This is a genomic window from Pseudomonas sp. S2_E01, from assembly GCF_054668365.1.
Genome location: NZ_CP162762.1, coordinates 4,152,884 through 4,169,478 on the forward strand (window position 1 = coordinate 4,152,884; position 16,595 = coordinate 4,169,478).

The window sequence follows — 16,595 nt, forward strand, 5'->3', positions numbered from 1 at the left end:
GTCATCGTTGACGTCCATCGCGAGCAAGCTCGCTCCTACAGAGGGCGGCGGTTACGCTTCGACTTGCGTCCACTGTTTGTTCAGGCGCTTATCGGAGATCGGCACCTTGGTCCCCAACTGCTGGGCGAACAACGACACCCGGTATTCCTCCAGCCACCAGCGATACAACTCAAGCTGCGGATCACGCTTGCCTTCCTGGGCGTGTTTGGCGGCACGGGTCTGGTACTGGCTCCACAGGGCCGAGAGTTCACCACTCCAGACTCGATCTTTCTGCACCTGGGCGCCCAGCTTCTCGAAGCGCTGCTCGATGGCCTTGAGGTAACGCGGCAGCTCCTTGAGCCACTGCATCGGTGTTTCGCGGACAAAGCCCGGGTACACCAGTTGGCTGAGCTGCTGCTTGATGTCGTTCAGGGCCACGGCTTGCGCCAGGTCGATCTTGCCCTTGAAGCGCTTTTGCAGGCCGTGCCAGAGCTTGAGAATGTCCAGGGTCAACCTGGCCACGCGCTCGGCATGCTCGGTCCAGGCGCCACGCTTGCGTTCGGCCAGCGCCGCCAATCCCGCACCGTCCCGGGGCAACGGGTCTTCGCCGTCGAGGATGCAACTGTCGAGGCTGGCCAGCAGGATGTCTTCGACCAGTGCATCGACACGCCCCATGTCGCGGTACAGCAGGCCCAGCTCGGTCAGCCCCGGCAACTTGCCGCGCAGGAACTTCGCCGGTTCCGCCAGTTGCTGCATCAGCAAACGCTGCAAGGCGCGGCGGTGTTGGAACTCGGCTTCGGCCGGCGTCGAGAAACGCCCTTCCTTGACCGTACCGCCCTCTTCCACCAACGCCGGATAGACCGTCATCGACAGTCCGGCGATCTTCTGCTGGGTTTTTTCCGCCACCGCAGCGAACACTTTCGCCTCCACCGGCTGCTGGCTTTTCGCGGTCTGTGGCACCGCCAGAGCGGCCTGGCTGGCTTCGGCAAAACGCGCCGTCAGTTCCGCCAGATCCCGTCCTTCGCCGAGGAACTTGCCCTGGCCATCGACAATTTCCAGGTTCATGCGCAGATGACTTTCGACCTGCTGCGCCGCTTCCGCCCAGGCTTCATCGCTGACCCGTGCGCCGGTCATGCGCAGCAGCTCGCGCCCCAGCGACTGGGGCAGCGAGCCCTCGGCAAAGGTCATGCGCTGCAACGCCGCCTTGACGAAGTCCGGCACCGGTACGAAGTTCTTGCGCAAGGCCTTGGGCAGGTTACGCACCAGGGCAATGCACTTGGCTTCGATCAACCCTGGCACGAGCCATTCCAGGCGTTCCGGCGGCAGCATCGGCAACAGCGGCGCCGGCACGCGCAAGGTCACGCCATCGCGTGGGTGATTGGGTTCGAAGTGGTAACTGAGCGCCAGTTCCAGATCACCGATGTGCAGGGTGTCGGGGTATTGCATCGCGGTGACTTCACTGGCTTCGCGGGCCAGCACATCCTCTTCGCGCATGATCAACAGCTGTGGGTCTTTCTGGCTGTTGACCCGGTACCAACTGTCAAAGGTCGCGGTCTGGTGGATCTCCGCCGGCAGCCGCGCATCGTAGAAAGCGTACAGGGTTTCCTCGTCGGCGAGGATGTCACGCCGACGGGCCTTGGCTTCCAGTTCGTCGAGCTGTTCGAGCAGGCGCGCATTCGCCGCCAGGCACTTGGCCTTGGACTGGATTTCGCCGCGCACCAGGCCTTCGCGGATGAACAACTCGCGGGACACCACCGGGTCGACCGGGCCGAAATGCACCGGCCGACGACCGACCACGATCAGCCCGAACAGCGTGATCTGCTCGTAGGCTACGACCTGGCCGCGCTTCTTCTCCCAATGCGGTTCGAAGTGGTTTTTCTTGATCAGGTGCCCGGCGAGCGGCTCGATCCAGTCGGCGTCGATCTTGGCCACCATGCGCGCGTAGAGCTTGGTGGTCTCCACCAGTTCGGCGGTCATCAGCCATTGCGGGCGCTTCTTGCCGATGCCCGACGAGGGGTGAATCCAGAAACGTCGCTGACGGGCGCCGAGGTAATCGCCGTCCTCGGTTTTCTGGCCGATCTGGCTGAGCAGGCCGACCAATACCGCCTTGTGCAATTTCGGGTAATCCGCCGGTTCTTTGTTAAGGCTCAATTGCAGGTCGCGGCAAATGAGGCTCAACTGACGGTGGGAGTCGCGCCACTCGCGCAGGCGCAAGTAGTTGAGAAAATTCTTGCGGCACCAGTTGCGCAGCGGGCTGGCCGTCAATGCCTGGCGCTGCTCTTCGAATCCACGCCAAAGATTGACCAGCGCGGCGAAGTCCGAATCGGGATCCTTCCATTGCGCGTGAGCCTGGTCCGCCGCTTGTTGACGTTCTGGCGGACGCTCGCGCGGGTCCTGGATCGACATGGCGCTGGCGACGATCAGCACTTCCTGCAAACTTCCCAGCTTCGCCGCTTCCAGCAGCATGCGCCCCATGCGCGGGTCCACCGGCAGGCGCGCCAACTGGCGACCCAGCGGCGTCAACTGACTGTTGCGGTCCACTGCCGAGAGTTCTTGCAGCAAGTTGAAACCGTCACTGATGGCCTTGCCATCCGGCGGTTCGATAAACGGGAATGCCGTGATTTCACCGAGGCGCAGATGCAGCATCTGCAGGATCACCGCCGCGAGGTTGGTGCGCAGGATTTCCGGGTCGGTGAATTCCGGGCGACCCAGAAAATCTTCTTCGCTGTAGAGGCGCACGCAGATCCCTGGCTCGACCCGCCCGCACCGCCCTTTACGCTGGTTGGCGCTGGCCTGGGAAATCGCCTCGATGGGCAGGCGCTGAACCTTGGCGCGGTAACTGTAGCGGCTGATGCGCGCGGTGCCGCTGTCGATCACGTAGCGAATGCCCGGCACCGTCAGGGAGGTTTCCGCGACGTTGGTTGCCAGCACCACGCGACGACCTGGGTGCGACTGGAATATCCGCTGCTGCTCCGCTGGCGACAGCCGTGCGTACAACGGCAGGATTTCGGTGTGCTTGAGCTGGGCCTTGCGCAGCATGTCGGCGGCGTCGCGAATCTCCCGCTCGCCGGGCAGGAACACCAGCACGTCGCCAGGGCTGCGGCGCTCGCTGCGCTCATACGCGGCAATTTCGTCGAGGGTGGCGAGGATCGCCTGATCCACAGTGAGGTCGTCCTCAACGCGATTGCCCTCTTCGTCCTGTTCCAGGGTCAGCGGGCGGTACCAGGTGTCCACCGGAAACGTACGGCCCGAGACTTCGACAATGGGTGCATCGTCGAAGTGCTTGGAGAAGCGCTCCAGGTCGATGGTGGCCGAGGTGATGATGACTTTCAGGTCCGGGCGACGCGGCAGCAGGGTCTTGAGGTAGCCCAGCAGGAAATCGATGTTGAGGCTGCGTTCGTGGGCTTCGTCGACGATGATCGTGTCGTAGCGTTCCAGATAGCGATCGTTCTGGGTTTCCGCCAGCAGGATGCCGTCGGTCATCAGCTTGATCAGCGTATTGGCGTCGCTCTGGTCTTCGAAACGCACCTGATAACCGACCAGCGCGCCCAACGGCGTACCCAGTTCCTCGGCAACCCGGCTGGCGACGCTGCGCGCAGCGATCCGGCGCGGCTGGGTGTGGCCAATCAGCCCGTGTTGCCCGCGCCCGATTTCCAGGCAGATCTTCGGCAACTGGGTGGTTTTGCCCGAGCCGGTTTCGCCGGCGATGATCAGCACCTGGTGTTGTTCCAGGGCCTTCTTGATCTCATCGCGCTTGGCGGCAATCGGCAGGCTGTCGTCGTAACGAATCACCGGCAGGCTGGCCTTGCGCGCCAGCACCTGATCACAGGACGCCTGCAGGCGTGTCACCCACTGAGCCAGCTTGGCCTCATCGGGTTTCTTGCGCAGCTCAAGCAACTGCCGCCGCAGCCGGTGACGGTCGGCGAGCATGGCGTGATCGAGGTTTTTCAGCAGTTTGTCGATGGTCATTAATGCAGCCGCAAGCGATAAGCTAAAAGCTGCAAGGGTAACAGAGATGCAGCTGCAAGCTTCAAACGGCTTGCAGCTTGCAGCTAATCGCTTGCCGCTGCTTGTCTACGATACGGAAACACATCAATCACCTTCCCCGCCCGAATCGCCTCCTGCAAGCCCTTCCAGTAATCGGCGTTGTACAACTCGCCATGCAATTGATCGAACAGCTTGCGTTGCCCTGAATCGGCGAACAGGAACGGTGGAAACTCTTCCGGGAATACATCCAGCGGCCCGATCGAATACCAGGGTTCCGAGGCCATCTCGTCCTCGGGGGTGCGCGGCGCCGGGATGTGGCGGAAGTTGGCTTCGGTCAGGAAACAGATCTCGTCGTAGTCATAAAACACCACGCGGCCATGGCGGGTGACGCCAAAGTTCTTCAGCAGCATGTCACCGGGGAAGATGTTGGCCGCCGCCAGTTGCTTGATGGCCAGGCCGTAGTCTTCCAGCGCTTCGCGCACCTGTGCTTCGTTGGCGTTATCCAGGTACAGGTTCAGCGGGGTCATGCGCCGCTCGGTCCAGCAGTGGCGGATCAGCACGGTGTCACCTTCCACCGACACCGTCGACGGCGCCACTTCCAGCAATTCTTCCAGGCACGCCGGTTCGAACTTGCTCAGCGGGAAACGGAAGTCGGCGAACTCCTGGGTGTCGGCCATGCGCCCGACGCGGTCGACGCTTTTCACCAGACGGTACTTCTCGATCACCGTGGCGCGGTCGACGTTTTTCGAGGGAGAGAACCGGTCCTTGATGATTTTGAACACGGTGTTGAAACCCGGCAGGGTGAACACGCTCATCACCATGCCACGCACGCCGGGGGCCATGATGAACTGGTCGTCGGTATTGGCCAGGTGATTGATCAGTGCCCGGTAAAATTCCGACTTGCCGTGCTTGTAGAAACCGATCGAGGTGTACAGCTCGGCAATGTGCTTGCCCGGCAGGATACGCTTGAGAAAACCGATGAACTCCGCCGGCACCGGCACGTCGACCATGAAATACGAACGGGTGAAAGAGAAGATGATCGACACATCGGCTTCGTCGGTGATCAGCGCATCGACCTGGATGCCACGCCCTTCCAGGTGCAGCAGCGGAATCGCCAGCGGCCACTGCTCATCGGCGGTGAAGATGCGCCCTACCAGGTACGCGCCCTTGTTGCGGTACAGCACCGAGGAAAACAGCTCGACGCTCAGGTCAGGGTCCTTGCACACCCAATCCGGCAGGTTTTCGCGCAATTGCGCTTCGAGACGGCGCAGGTCCCCCGGCAGGTCGGCGTAATTCTCGCTGAAACGGTAGTCGGCAAAAATGCTCGCGAGCATTTCTGACAGATTCCCCTGGGGTTTGTAGATTCGGGTTTGCGCCGCGCGGGCCCGGCGCAGGCTCGGCCGGGTGGTGTGGATGAACATGCAACCGTCGCTGATCAGGTCATGGCTGAAGAGTCCGCAGAAGATCGAGTTGTACCAGGTCTCCGAAAGCTCATCGTCGAAGCGCAGGTCGATCAGGCTGATGTAGGCGTTCTTGACCAGCGGCCAGCAGCTCACATCCAGGGTTTCGCTGTCGAAGGCGGTGCGCAAACGCTTGACCGTCTCGGCGACCTTTTCCTCGTAAAGGTTGATCCGCGCCGCCGAAGCCTCCTGGGTCGCCTGCCACTGCGCCTGCTCGAACCGCGCCCTGGCGCCGTCGGTTATCTGGCGAAAATGCTCGCGGTAATCGTCGAACCCATCGAGGACGGTTCGGGCGATATCGGCGGCGGGCCATTGCTGCACCATGATGAGACCTCTACGGGAATTCGGAAGACCTGAGCTTAGCCAGTGAACCCGGTGCAGGAGAAGCGTAATTTTTGCGATGACTGCCACGCCATCAATCCGCTTGCCGATGTTTTTCGGATTTATTTAACTCGACCGTTTGGTCAGAAAAATGACCCGCGCGTCATTTCCACAAGATGAATCGATTCATCTGCAAGCCGCGAGCGACGTGGCTTTCGGATCCAATCCAACGCTCCCGTCTTCATGGATGCACACCTTTGCAGGTTTCGCTCACCCGCGTAGGAGGTCTCGACACCTGCCCTGATTGGCCTTACCAAAATGATGGCACTTTGATATATACGCCGCCGTTACCTGCCTAAAACAAGATCCTCGGGCTACGAGGACATCCTCTTTTTATCAGCCCAAGGAGCACCTTATGTCGTTAAGGAACCTGCGCATCGGTTTGCGTGCGAGTTTGAGTTTTGCCGTTCTGGCCACCCTTCTGGTATTGGTCGGACTGTTCGGGATTGGTCAGATGGCCACCCTGCGCGAAAGCGCCAGGGTGATTGAAGAAACCTGGATGCCAAGCAGCGAAAGCGTCCACGACAGCGCGGCCGACATTTCCGCCATCCGCCTGGAGTCATTGCGGATGAGGACCACCGCCTTCAATGAAGTGAAGCTAAAAAGCAAAAGCATCATCAATGACAAGCGCCAGGCCTTGCTCAAGCGCTTTGATGAACAGGCCGCCCTGCTCTCAAGCGATCAGGAACGCGTCATGCTCGACAACCTGAAGCAAGGCGTGGCCAAGTACCTGTCGCTCGTCGATCAAATCGTCGCCAGACTGGACGCCGGCCACGAGAGCCAGACGTTCGAACACCTGAATGCAGAGCTGAGCGCGCAAGGCAGTCTGGTGGATAAAACGCTCGAGTCGATAATCAGTTTCAATCAGCAGGGTGCCGATGCCGCCGCCGATGCCGCGCAATCCTTGTACGAGCGCGCCCAATGGATCGTTGGTTCGATCATCGTCATCGCCCTGCTCGCCACCCTGCTACTGGCCTGGGCACTGACTCGCAGCATCACCACGCCGATCAACCATGCACTGAGTGCCGCACGCCGAATTGCGGACGGCGACCTCAGCGGCCAGATCGTCAGCGACGGCAAGGACGAAGCCGCGTTGCTGCTTTCGGCCCTGTCCGACATGCAGGACAGCTTGCGCTTGACCATTCGCGGCATCAGCGATTCGGCCAGGCAACTGGCATCCGCCGCTGAGGAAATGAGCTCGGTGATGGAGGAAAGCACCCGTGGCCTGCAACAGCAGAACGACCAGATCGAAATGGCTGCCACCGCCGTTACCGAAATGAGCACCGCCGTGGACGAAGTGGCCGCCAACGCCGTGTCCAGTGCCCAGGCGTCCCAGGCGTCGAACGAGGACAGCAAGCACGGGCACGTACAGGTGAGCGAAACCATCACCGCCATCCAGGGACTGGTCAGCGAAGTGCTGGGCGCCTCGGAACAGGCACAGGGGCTGGCGGTACAGGCGCAGGACATCAGCAAGGTGCTGGAAGTGATTCGCGGCATTGCCGGACAGACCAACCTGCTGGCCCTCAATGCGGCCATCGAAGCGGCACGGGCAGGGGAAGCAGGACGTGGGTTTGCCGTGGTCGCCGACGAGGTGCGTTCCCTGGCGCAACGTACGCAGAACTCCACGGAAGAAATCGAGCAGATGATCACCAACATCCAGCAAGGCACCGGGGCCACGGTCGGTGCCTTGCAAAGCAGCGCCGAGCATGCAAACCAAACCTTGCGTAGGGCCAACAGCGCGGGCAATGCACTGGAGAAAATCACCGCGTCGATTTCGCAGATCAACGAACGCAATCTGGTCATCGCCAGCGCCGCCGAACAACAGGCACTGGTGGCCCGGGAAGTCGACCAGAACCTGGTGACCATCCGCGACCTGTCGACCCAGACCGCCGCCGGCGCCACCCAGACTTCGGCTGCCAGCCAGGAGCTCTCGCGCCTGGCCATCGACCTCAACGGCCTGGTGACGCGCTTTGTAATTTGATGCCGGTTTTTCGGTTGCCATCGACAGGGCTCTCGGCAACACTCTCGCCCCCATCAATGGAAGGAGTGCACCGTGAGCCCTGTCGATCTTGTACGTCTGCTGTTGCTGGCGGCCATCTGGGGTGCAAGCTTTCTGTTCATGCGCATCATCGCCCCGGTGATCGGCACGATCCCCACGGCTTTTTTCCGTGTGTCGATTGCCGCGGTCGGCTTGTTGGTGATCCTCGGCCTGTTGCGCGTGCGCTGGGACTTCAAGGGCAAGCTGAAAACCGTGATGCTGCTCGGGGTGATCAACTCCGGCATTCCGGCGACGCTGTATTCGGTGGCTGCTCAGGTGCTGCCCGCCGGTTACTCGGCGATTTTCAACGCCACCACGCCATTGATGGGGGTGTTGATCGGCGGGCTGTTTTTCAGTGAGCGACTCAGCGCCGCCAAACTGGGTGGGGTCTTCCTCGGCCTGTTCGGTGTGGGCGTGCTGACCCGCGCCGGCCCGGTGGCGTTCGACTTGCCGCTGCTGATGGGCGCCATCGCCTGCCTGCTCGCGACCACCTGCTACGGCTTCGCCGGGTTCCTCGCGCGGCGCTGGCTCGATCAGGCCGGTGGGCTCGACAGTCGTCTGTCTGCATTGGGTAGCATGCTCGGGGCAACCTTGTTCCTGCTACCACTGTTCGGCTACAGCGCACTCAGCCAGCCACCCGCAAGCTGGGGCGGTTGGAATGTCTGGCTGTCGCTGCTCGGACTGGGACTGGTGTGCACGGCGTTTGCCTACATCATTTACTTCCGCTTGCTCAGCTCGATCGGCCCGGTGAAATCGTCCACCGTGACCTTCGCGATACCGCCGTTCGGTGTGTTGTGGGGGGCGATGTTTCTCGATGAGCCGCTGTCGATGGCGCATGTGTATGGCGGGGTGTTGATTGCGGCGGCGTTGTGGTTGGTGTTGAAGCCTGCTCCCGCCAGGTGATTTTTGTTGAAGCTGCTGACGCCTTCGCGGGCAAGCCCGCTCCCACAAGGTTCGGTGTGTACAGAAAATCTGTGTTCAACACCAAACCCTGTGGGAGCGGGCTTGCCCGCGATGAAGCCCGCTCAGACGCTACAAGGCCTGATCAGTCATCTCCCCATCCACCAACCGCCGTATCCCCAGCGGATTACTGTCCTGCAACGCCTCGGGCAACATCGCATCCGGGTAATTCTGGAAGCACACCGGGCGCAGGAAACGATCGATTGCCAGTGTCCCCACCGATGTCCCTCGGGCATCGGAGGTCGCGGGATACGGGCCGCCATGCACCATCGCATCACAGACTTCGACCCCGGTCGGATACCCATTGAACAGGATCCGCCCGACCTTTTCCTGCAACACTTCGGCCAGCCAGCGGTGCTCCAGCAACTCATCGGCCTCGCCAATCAGCGTCGCCGTCAGTTGCCCGCGCAAGCCATGCAATGCCGCCGCGAGCTGTGCCTGATCCTCGACTTCGATGACGATGGTGGTCGGCCCGAACACTTCTTCCTGAAGCAGCTCGTCGCCCTTGAGCAACAGGCTGACATCGGCCTTGAACACCTGTGGATGCGCCTGATTGCCCTGCTGCGGTTGGCCTGCCAGGTGTGTCAGCCCCGGATGTTCGTGCAGTTCGCCCACACCACGGTTGTAGCTGGCCAGCGCGCCGGCATTGAGCATGGTCTGCGCCGGTTGCTCATTCATCTGCGCGCAAAACGCTGCGAGGAAATCGCTGAACTGCGGCGAGCGCAGGCCAATGACCAACCCCGGATTGGTACAGAATTGACCGCAGCCCAACGTCACCGAACCTGCCAGTTGTGCGGCGATCTGTTCGCCGCGCACCTTCAGCGCCTCGGGCAACAGGAACACCGGGTTGATACTCGACATCTCGGCGAACACCGGGATCGGCTGCGGCCGAGTCGCGGCCATGTGGCTCAGCGCATTGCCACCCTTGAGCGACCCGGTAAAACCCACAGCCTGGATAGACGGGTGTTTGACCAGCCACTCACCGACCCCCGCACCGAAGATCATGTTGAACACGCCGGCGGGCATACGGGTGCGTTCGGCGGCGCGGGTGATCGCGTCGGCGACCCACTCTGCGGTCGCCATATGCCCGCTGTGGGCCTTGAACACCACCGGGCAACCGGCGGCCAAGGCTGAAGCGGTGTCACCCCCAGCCGTGGAAAAGGCCAGCGGAAAGTTGCTCGCGCCAAACACCGCCACTGGCCCCAGGGCGATGCGGTACTGACGCAGGTCTGGGCGCGGTAAAGGTTGGCGATCCGGCAAGGCACGGTCGATCCGCGCCCCATAAAAATCACCGCGACGCAGCACCTTGGCGAACAGGCGCAACTGACCGCTGGTACGGCCACGCTCGCCCTGGATGCGCCCAGCGGGCAGCGCGGTTTCGCGGCACACGGTGGCGACGAACTCATCACCCAGCGCATCGATTTCATCGGCGATAGCGTCGAGGAACGTCGCGCGCTTTTGCGCACTCAGGTTGCGATAGGTCGGATAGGCCGCCGCAGCCGCTTTGGCGGCGGCATCCACCTCCGCCTCGCTGGCCTGGAAGAATCGGGCGGGCAGCGGCTCACCGGTGGTGGCGTCGAGGCTCTGCAACTGCACGTTGCCGTTGGCGCTGCGACGCCCGCCGATGTAGTTGTGTCCGAGTATTGAGGTCATGAAGATTTCCTTGGTCAGCCGACTTAAAGCGTGCGCACCTGCCCGATCGGCAGAGGCTGGGCAGATTCACCGATACCGTTGACCAGTGGCGCGCCAAACTCGTCGAGGCTGATCTGGAAATAGTCACCCGGCTGGGTTTTGACCCCGTCGGCAAACGACAGCGTGGCGGTGCCGAAATAGTGCACGTGAACATCGCCGGGACGCAGGAACTGCGCGTACTTGAAGTGATGGAATTCGAGGTTGGCGAGGCTGTGGCACATGTTGTCTTCACCACTGAGAAACTCCTTTTCCCACAGGGTTTCGCCATTGCGCACAATGCGGCTGGTGCCGGCCAGATGCCGAGGCAATTCGCCGACGCGCAACTCGGGACCGTAGGAGCAACTGCGCAGTTTCGAATGTGCGAGATACAGGTAGTTGCGGCGCTCCATGACGTGATCGGAGAACTCGTTGCCCAGCGCGAAACCGACGCGGTATGGCAGGCCGTCATCGCCAATCACATAGAGACCCGTCAGCTCGGGCTCTTCACCGGCGTCCTCGGCAAACGGCGGCACCGGAAAGTCCGCGCCGGGGCGCACGACGATGCTGCCGTCACCCTTGTAGAACCATTCGGGTTGCGCACCGATCTGCCCGTCTGCCGGCTTGCCACCCTCCAGGCCCCATTTGAAGATGCGCATCGTGTCGGTCATACCCGCTTCCACCGCGCCGTCATGCTGGTGCATCTTGTCCCGCGCTGAAGCGCTGCCCAGGTGGGTCAGGCCGGTGCCACTGATCAGGCAGTGGGCCGGGTCTTCGTGGTCCAGCGGCGGCAGGACCTTGCCCTGCTGCAACAACTGGGCGTAGTCGGGGCCCGGTTGGGTACCACGTTGGGCCACTTCCTCCTGCAGGCTGCGTTGGCCGCGGATGGCCGCGAGTGCCAGTTCACGGGTGCTGCGGGTGTCGTTCAACACCAGCACCCGGGAACCTTCGACCACGCCGACCTGGCGCGCTCCCTGGGTGTTTTCGAATTGAATCAGGCGCATGTCTTTCTCCTCTGGGTCAGGGACGGCGCCGCCCGTGAGCGACGCCTGAAGGTCACTCGATGATGTTGAAGTCGCTCAGGTACTCATCGGAGATTTCCAGGCCCAGGCCCGGCTTGTTGTCGTCGAGCTGGATGTAGCCGTTGACCGGCTGCGGCTCGCCCTTGAACACGTAGTAGAAGAGTTCGTTGCCAACCTCGACGTCGAACACCGGGAAGAACTCGGCCATCGGCGAGGCGGTGGTGGACATGGTCAGGTGGTAGTTGTGCATCTGCCCGGCGTGCGGGATCACCGGCACGGACCATGCTTCGGCCATGGCGTTGATCTTGCGCGCGGCGGTAATGCCACCGACGCGGTTGGTGTCGTACTGGATCACGTCGACGGCGCGACGTTCCAGCAGGTCCTTGAAGCCGTAGGAGGTGAACTCGTGCTCGCCGCCGGAGATCGGCATGATGCCCATCTTCTTCAGCTCGATATAACCTTCGATGTCATCGGCGATCACCGGTTCTTCCAACCAGCGCGGTTCGAATTCGGCGAGTTTGGGCAGCATGCGGCGGGCGTACTCCAGGGTCCAGCCCATGTAGCACTCAAGCATGATGTCCACATCGGGACCTGCCAGTTCACGCAGGGCGCGCACTTGTTCGATGTTCTTGCGCATGCCCGCCGGACCGTCTTTCGGGCCATAGCCGAAGCGCATTTTCAACGCGGTGAAACCCTGGTTCAGATAGCCCTGGGCCTCTTCGAGGAACAGGTCGAGGTTGTCGTTGGCGTAGAGTTTGGAGGCGTAAGTCCAGATCTTTTCCTTGGTACGTCCGCCCAGCAGCTTGAATACCGGCTTGTTGACGGCCTTGCCCATGATGTCCCAGATCGCGATGTCGATCGCCGAGATCGCCGCCATTCCGATACCCTTGCGCCCCCAGGCGTGGCTCTGGCGGTACATTTTCTGCCAGATGTACTCATTGTCGAAGGGGTCTTCGCCGATAGCGATGGGAGCCAGATAGGTGTCGATGATTTCCTTGGCCACACGCGGCGCCAGGGCGCAGTTGCCGATCCCGACGAGACCGGTGTCAGTCTCGACTTCCACCACCAGCCAACCGTGGAACCGGAACGAGCCCATGGCGTCGCCACGCTCGAACAGGATGTCGCTGGCATTGGTGCAGAAGTGCGCCTGAGGAGGAACGACTTTGCCTTTCCACTCGAATACGCGGGTACGGATCGCTTTGATTTTCATGAATTCAGTTCCTTGCTGGCGCTTCTTGTAATTGTTGAGTCGCGTGCACGAAACCGCTCGTGTGGCGGCTTCCAGGCATTCGATGGAGCGACTTTAGCCAGCCGCCGGGGAGCGCGGATAATCACTTATGCGCATCCATCGATAACCTGGGGAAATAGGTACCAGCGGTTATTGCGTGGATCGGGTTATCAGGTGCCAGGATAAAAAACTATGGGAGCGAGCCTGCTCGCGATAGCGGACTGTCAGTCACCATAAAGGTGCCTGTACAGCCATCATCGCGAGCAGGCTCGCTCCCACAGGAATTTAACTTGAGATGAAAACCGTCATCAGTGGCGGTTACTGCCCATCCGACACGCAATCTCGAAGGCCTGCCGAATGGCGCCGGGGTTGGCCTTGCCCTGGCCTGCGATATCGAAGGCGGTGCCGTGGGCCGGGGTGGTGATCGGGATCGGCAAGCCGCCCTGCACGGTCACGCCACGGGAGAAGCCCATTAGCTTGATCGCGATCTGGCCCTGGTCGTGATACATGGTCACCACGGCATCGAAGGCACTGGCATCGCCCTGGACCTTGAGAAAAATCGTATCGCCCGGGTACGGCCCTTCGGCGGCAATACCCGAGGCCTGTGCGGTACGAACGGCCGGGCCGATGATGTCCAGTTCTTCACGGCCGAACGAGCCGTTGTCGCCGTTATGCGGGTTGAGGCCGCAGACGCCGATACGCGGTTTTTCCAGGCCACTGCGCTTGAGCGCGGTGTCAATCAACTGGATCGCCTCCACCACTCGCTGCTGCGTGAGCATCCCCGGCACTTCGGCCAACGCCACATGCGAGGTCACCCGCGAGGTCCACAGATTGTCGAGCACGTTGAACTCGCAGAACGGCCCGTGGAAATCCAGCAGCTCGGCGAACCAGTGCAGTTCGTCATTGTGCGCCATCCCGGCCATGTGCAATGACGTCTTGTTCAGCGGCCCGAACAAGACCGCGTCGGTGGTGCCGGCTTCGGTCAGGCGCAGGGCCTTTTCCAGGGTATCGAGGCTGTAGCGACCGCCGATGACACTGGCTTCGCTGCGCGGGAATTCGCCCAGGGTGTCACCACGAAAATCATAAAACAGTGGCGTATCGTCGGTGAACGCCAGTTGCTCCAGCGACTCCACGCGACGGTAGGGAAATTCCTGGCCGGCGAGGCGCATGCCACGACGCATTTCCGCTTCGTCGGCAATCAGGATCACATTGGCCTGGCTGCGCACCTGGGGTTCTGCGAGCAGGCGTGCGATCAGCTCCGGGCCGATGCCGGCAGGATCACCCAGGACCATGGCGATGGTTGTCTTTCTCATGCTTCACTCCTCAAGGATTCAGGTCGCGTGCGGTCGATGGCGCACGGCTCGCAGCGATACACCCGCTGCGCGTTGCTGTAGAACAGTCGCTCCTGATCGGCCCAGGGCAGGTCAGCAACGATGGATTTGAAACCGCTGTAAATGTCATCGAACGAGCCACACAGGCTGTCCACCGGGAAGTTGCTGGCGAACATCACGCGACCAGTGCCAAACATGGCGATCACTTCGCGCACGATCCACGCGTTGTCCTTCGCCCGCCACGCCTGGCCCTTGAGGCCGAGGCCAGAGACCTTCACCTGCACGTTCGGCCACTCGGCCAGCCGCGCCATCGCCCGACGCCAGCCGGCCAGGCCTTCAGCGCTGCGGTCGCTGGGCAAACCGGCGTGATTGAGGATCAGCGTAGTGCCGGGAAAGTCCCGGGCCAGGCGCTCGGCTTCGTGCAGGTTCCACCAGGGCGTCTGCAAATCGAAGTGCAACCCCAGGCCTTGCAAGGCGGCGTAGCTGCGGCGCCAATGTTCATCACTCATCAGGCTGCGCACATGGCCGACCTGCGCGGGGGATGTCGGCCCACCGGGCTTGTGGCGCACGCTGCGCACACACTTGAACGACGCTTGCTCGGCGAGCACGGCCAGGGCATCCGGGTGATCGAGCCAGGCTTGCGCCACCACCGCATTCGGCACGCCGTAACGGGCCGCCAGTTGCTCGATGAAACGGGTCTCGCCAATCGGGTCCTGCGGGTCCCACTCGGTTTCGATGTACACCGTTTGCACGACCTTGTGTGCACCGGCATCGGCGAAGTAATCGTCGGGAAAATAGCGCCGCTTGATCGCGCTGTAGTCCCCGTAGCGAAACGCAATGTTGGCCTCGGGGGCGAGCCACGGATGCGGGTTGATCGTCGGGTCCCAGAAATGATGATGGGCATCGATGATCAGGCCGTCGTACATCTTAACCATGGCGCACCTCGTCGAGACTGATGAACAGCGTTGCCAGTACAAACACCGCCGAACATACCGCGAAGAAAGCCAGCACCGGCGCGAAACCGCCGGCCATTTGCAGAATCACACCCACCAGGATCGGCACCGCGATACCACCAACGCTGCCGGCCATGTTCATTACGCCGCCAATCAGGCCGACACGCGCTGGCGCTGCCAGCAGCGCCGGGAAGCTCCAGTAGAGGCTGCCCCACATCAGGAAAAATGCGGTCATGGCCAACAGCGCCACCGCCGCAAAAGGATCGCTCAAGGTCGGCAGCAACAGGAACGCGCCGAGCGCGATCAAACCGGAAAATGCCAGCAGCCCCTTGACCGCCACGCCTCGACGAACGCCCTTGCGGATGAGCGCGTCGCAGAGAAAACCACCCGTCAAAGAGCCCAACGCACCGCAGATGAAAATGACGAACGTCGCCGCGCCAATGCCCTTGATATCAAAACCACGAGCCTGAGCCAGGTAGCTCGGCCCCCAGGTCAGCAAACCGAAATACACCATCGCCCAACTGGCGCGACCGACCAGCAGACCACTGAGGGAACGTGCAGCGATCCCAAGCCCCTTGACCGACATCTGCGCAGCTTCGGCGGCCGGTGTCGCGCGCCCTGCATTGATCTTCTCCAGCTCCTGCGCATTCACCTGCGGGTGAGTGGCCGGGTTGTCGCGTAAATAGCGCCACGCCACCCAGCCCAGCACCAGCGTGGCGATACCGGCGATCAGGAAGGCCAGGCGCCAGGAGTCCAGAGTGGCAATCAGGTAGGCAATGATCAGCCCGCCAAGCGCAACACCCAACGGACTGCCGCTGTCCATCAGCACCGCACCGCGACTGCGCTCACTCGGTGCCAGCCACAGCGAAATCAGCTTGCCGCCCGACGGGAACAACGGCGCCTCGGCGGCACCCAGTGCAACCCTGGCGAACAGCAAGGACAATCCGCCGGTGGCAAACGCCGCGAGCACCTGGAAGGTCCCCCACAGGCCCGTAGACCAACTGATCACCCGGTGCGGCCCGAAACGATCGATCATCCAGCCGCCGGGAATCTGCAACAGCGCGTAGGCCCAGAAGAAGCTGCTGAGAATCAGCCCTTGTGTGCTCGGTGACAGTGAAAACTCGGCGGCGATGGTCGGCATCGCAATCGACAGCGAAACCCGGTCGATCAGGTTGACCATCGTCAACGCGAAGATGATCGCGAAGATCTTCCAGCGTACGTTGCTGGCCTTGGTGGTACCTGCCAGCGGTGCGGCTGATACGGCGGTTTGGGCATCGGCTTCGGGCAGATGCAGGGACGCACTGGGACGAGCCATGGTGCTTACCTCGACTTATTATTTTTGTGGTACAGCGTGCCGCTTCAGGACGGCTCGGTGAGCACTATCGAAGGCTCAGCGATAACCGTCTAATCAAACCTGGAAATACGGCGATAGCCTCGGGTTATGGCAGATCCCGCTTTCAACGACCTTTCAGCCCGGTCACGTTACCGACAAAATACCCTTAAACCGCTCTGGAACGGCACATTCGATAACTGTCACAATTCGTGTCCAAGCGAGCGATAACCCCAGGCTATCGGTATATGTATTGTT

10 protein-coding genes are annotated in these 16,595 nt (G+C 61.8%); 2 read left to right on the plus strand and 8 right to left on the minus strand.

Annotation, left to right across the window (positions count from 1 at the left end; genetic code table 11):
• Positions 1-51 precede the first annotated feature (51 nt).
• Positions 52-3,948: an ATP-dependent RNA helicase HrpA gene (gene hrpA, locus AB4O36_RS19265; protein WP_460140030.1), complete on the minus strand. Its 3,897-nt coding sequence runs from the start codon at positions 3,946-3,948 to the stop codon at positions 52-54.
• Between the two features lie 83 nt (positions 3,949-4,031).
• Positions 4,032-5,750 carry a bifunctional isocitrate dehydrogenase kinase/phosphatase gene (gene aceK / locus AB4O36_RS19270; RefSeq protein WP_460140031.1) on the minus strand — a complete coding sequence of 573 codons (1,719 nt, stop codon included), beginning with the start codon at positions 5,748-5,750 and terminating at the stop codon, positions 4,032-4,034.
• A gap of 412 nt (positions 5,751-6,162) precedes the next feature.
• Between aceK and AB4O36_RS19275 the strand changes: the two genes are divergently transcribed.
• Together AB4O36_RS19275 and AB4O36_RS19280 are read left to right on the plus strand one after the other, a co-directional pair.
• Positions 6,163-7,788, plus strand: coding sequence for a methyl-accepting chemotaxis protein (locus AB4O36_RS19275; protein WP_460117255.1), 1,626 nt, complete (start codon positions 6,163-6,165; stop codon positions 7,786-7,788).
• 72 nt (positions 7,789-7,860) lie between these two features.
• Entirely contained in the window at positions 7,861-8,748 is an 888-nt protein-coding gene (locus AB4O36_RS19280; RefSeq protein ID WP_460117256.1) for a DMT family transporter, read from the plus strand.
• Positions 8,749-8,877: 129 nt separating this feature from the next.
• Here AB4O36_RS19280 and AB4O36_RS19285 read toward each other — a convergent pair whose 3' ends face one another.
• From AB4O36_RS19285 to AB4O36_RS19310, 6 genes are all read right to left on the minus strand, one after another.
• The gene (locus tag AB4O36_RS19285; RefSeq protein WP_460117257.1) at positions 8,878-10,458 is read right to left on the minus strand and encodes an aldehyde dehydrogenase (NADP(+)); all 1,581 of its coding nucleotides are present in this window, start codon (positions 10,456-10,458) and stop codon (positions 8,878-8,880) included.
• A gap of 23 nt (positions 10,459-10,481) precedes the next feature.
• Positions 10,482-11,477, minus strand: a complete 996-nt coding sequence (gene araD1 / locus AB4O36_RS19290; protein ID WP_460117258.1) for an AraD1 family protein — start codon at positions 11,475-11,477, stop codon at positions 10,482-10,484.
• A gap of 52 nt (positions 11,478-11,529) precedes the next feature.
• Positions 11,530-12,705 carry an L-rhamnonate dehydratase gene (locus AB4O36_RS19295; protein WP_431756532.1) on the minus strand — a complete coding sequence of 392 codons (1,176 nt, stop codon included), beginning with the start codon at positions 12,703-12,705 and terminating at the stop codon, positions 11,530-11,532.
• 326 nt (positions 12,706-13,031) lie between these two features.
• Positions 13,032-14,036 carry a 4-hydroxythreonine-4-phosphate dehydrogenase PdxA gene (locus AB4O36_RS19300; protein ID WP_460117259.1) on the minus strand — a complete coding sequence of 335 codons (1,005 nt, stop codon included), beginning with the start codon at positions 14,034-14,036 and terminating at the stop codon, positions 13,032-13,034.
• Positions 14,033-14,989, minus strand: a complete 957-nt coding sequence (locus tag AB4O36_RS19305; RefSeq protein ID WP_460117260.1) for an amidohydrolase family protein — start codon at positions 14,987-14,989, stop codon at positions 14,033-14,035. The genes AB4O36_RS19300 and AB4O36_RS19305 overlap by 4 nt, the downstream gene beginning before the upstream one ends.
• Complete coding sequence (locus AB4O36_RS19310) at positions 14,982-16,322, minus strand: MFS transporter (RefSeq protein ID WP_460140032.1); 1,341 nt, start codon at positions 16,320-16,322, stop codon at positions 14,982-14,984. The genes AB4O36_RS19305 and AB4O36_RS19310 overlap by 8 nt, the downstream gene beginning before the upstream one ends.
• Between the last annotated feature and the right edge of the window lie 273 nt (positions 16,323-16,595).

Excerpts from the sequence above, each read along its gene's own strand:
- hrpA (WP_460140030.1), bottom strand. The coding sequence starts at position 3,948 with ATGACCATCGACAAACTGCTGAAAAACCTCGATCACGCCATGCTCGCC.
- aceK (WP_460140031.1), bottom strand. The coding sequence starts at position 5,750 with ATGGTGCAGCAATGGCCCGCCGCCGATATCGCCCGAACCGTCCTCGAT.
- AB4O36_RS19275 (WP_460117255.1), top strand. The coding sequence starts at position 6,163 with ATGTCGTTAAGGAACCTGCGCATCGGTTTGCGTGCGAGTTTGAGTTTT.
- AB4O36_RS19285 (WP_460117257.1), bottom strand. The coding sequence starts at position 10,458 with ATGACCTCAATACTCGGACACAACTACATCGGCGGGCGTCGCAGCGCC.
- araD1 (WP_460117258.1), bottom strand. The coding sequence starts at position 11,477 with ATGCGCCTGATTCAATTCGAAAACACCCAGGGAGCGCGCCAGGTCGGC.
- AB4O36_RS19295 (WP_431756532.1), bottom strand. The coding sequence starts at position 12,705 with ATGAAAATCAAAGCGATCCGTACCCGCGTATTCGAGTGGAAAGGCAAA.
- AB4O36_RS19300 (WP_460117259.1), bottom strand. The coding sequence starts at position 14,036 with ATGAGAAAGACAACCATCGCCATGGTCCTGGGTGATCCTGCCGGCATC.
- AB4O36_RS19305 (WP_460117260.1), bottom strand. The coding sequence starts at position 14,989 with ATGGTTAAGATGTACGACGGCCTGATCATCGATGCCCATCATCATTTC.
- AB4O36_RS19310 (WP_460140032.1), bottom strand. The coding sequence starts at position 16,322 with ATGGCTCGTCCCAGTGCGTCCCTGCATCTGCCCGAAGCCGATGCCCAA.